We start from the raw sequence: 1831 nt of genomic DNA, 5'->3' as shown, positions 1-1831 counted from the left end.
GCTTGATCGATCGGAGGATATGCTTATTTCAGAGAAAAGTCGCGGTGAAGACAGAGATAGAATGGAATGGGCGCGGGAGGCGGCAATGCGGTTGTTGAAAGGTGGAACAGGTGAAGGGCTCGATCGCGATTCTGACAGGGTAGCGTTCATCCCCTATGGTGATGTGACGAATGATACGACATTTTTCCCGGACAATACTGCGAATATTTTAAGAGAGGGTTCTGGGAAAGATCTTGTCGGCACTTTACCTGGCGAATGCAACTGGGCAAAAAATATTGGTAAGGATGGATCGCCAGGTGATGATGAGGATTACCTGAAAAAGGATAATTATCCTGGATTTGCCAAGACGGTATACTCAAATTATGCCCCAATAATTCTCGATTATTCTACCGGTACAGAACACTGGCTGAATCATGAAGATGCGCTCTGGGATACGGTTCCGTTAAAAAGTTCAAAAACAGGCCAGGCAAGCGCTCCTCTCCGCCTTGGACTTTATGAAGCGATAAATTATATGAGCAAAAATGAGCGGTCAGATGCCGAGGTGAAGGCGATCGTACTACTTATGCAGAACTACTGGATGTACTGGGGTCATCCCTTGGCAAAAAGTGGTGACGGCTCTGAGGATCCACTCGGTTTTGATAATAAAAACTCTGCTACATGGACGAGGTTTCCGGATCTCAGTGATGAACACCAGAATATGGCAAACTATGCGAAAGCAAACGACATAAAAATATACTTGATTTATTATCCAACGGGCAATCCATCATCAATTGAGAGTGATCTCAGGGTACTTACCGATGTGACGGGAGGACAGTTCTTCTACGCGGCAAATGAAGAGGAACTTTGCGCAGCTTTTGATGCCGTCAGGGAGGCTCTCATGAAGGAGGCGGGTGTGAACACCGAGATGGGCATCAAGCTCATCAACAACGTGGAGTCGCTCAACTGGACTGCAGAACAGATTCTTACCTATGTCCCGAATGATCCTGATTCCACTGCCATCGACTACTACAACTGGACAATCGATCCGTATACTCCCTATCAGCATCACGAAGATTACCCCCGCTGGGAGGACCGGACGTCCGACTGGCTTGATGACAATAACTTCCACTACAATGTGGGCAATATCAGCATCAAGGAGACATGGGAGACAACGTTTACCATGCGGGTGAATGCCTCAATCTCCGAGACGCTGAACTTCAGCCTCTTCGATGACGATTCGTACATCACGTTCACCAACCAGGATGGGAACACCACCATTCCACTGCCTAGCCAGCAGATCTCGGTGTCACCGAATCTCACTGCAACTGCCGGGACGGTAGCAAATCTGGAACTCTGGAACCTGACGGTAATTGCATGGACACCGGAATACATGGAGTTTGGGTGGGAACTCAATTATACCGGTGAAGGAGACTTCCTCGTGGAGAGAGTCGAGTATCGTCCCGAAGATGGTGGGTACAGCCTCGGGGGTTGGGGTGAAAAAACGGTGCCGGCTTCGAGAACATCCGATACGGTGAAAATTATGACCGAGACCCTTCCGCGCATGGAGTATTATCTGCGGGTCACCGTAAACTCCGATGATGCGGGGGTGAAGAAAGCAATTTTGCAGTTCAGTTTGAGCGAACCGGAGAGAGCCTACATCAGGATAGAATAATTATCCATTTTTTTGAACCATCTGCACAGAAATGTGTGTACGGTATCGATTGGTACCTTTATCTGAGAATACAACCGAACGGACCCAGCGGGAATCGAACCCGCGTCCTTGGGTCCGAAGCCCAAGAGGATATCCGCTACCCCATGGATCCACCACACATTTCGCAGCATAAGATATTAA

The 1831-nt window shown here is 48.5% G+C and carries 1 protein-coding gene and 1 tRNA gene; one reads left to right on the top strand and one right to left on the bottom strand.

All coding sequences use genetic code 11. The features are described 5' to 3' along the window. Positions 1-61 precede the first annotated feature (61 nt). Positions 62-1651 carry a hypothetical protein gene (locus QCH34_RS11845; protein ID WP_300334441.1) on the top strand — a complete coding sequence of 530 codons (1590 nt, stop codon included), beginning with the start codon at positions 62-64 and terminating at the stop codon, positions 1649-1651. A gap of 79 nt (positions 1652-1730) precedes the next feature. Here the strand turns inward: QCH34_RS11845 and QCH34_RS11840 are convergent. Further along, positions 1731-1802, bottom strand: a tRNA-Arg gene (locus QCH34_RS11840). Between the last annotated feature and the right edge of the window lie 29 nt (positions 1803-1831).

The organism is Methanocalculus sp., from assembly GCF_029762515.1.
Classification (GTDB): Archaea; Halobacteriota; Methanomicrobia; order Methanomicrobiales; family Methanocorpusculaceae; genus Methanocalculus.
The sequence above is the reverse complement of the archived record's forward strand: the minus strand, read 5'-3'. Positions and strand labels throughout refer to the sequence as shown.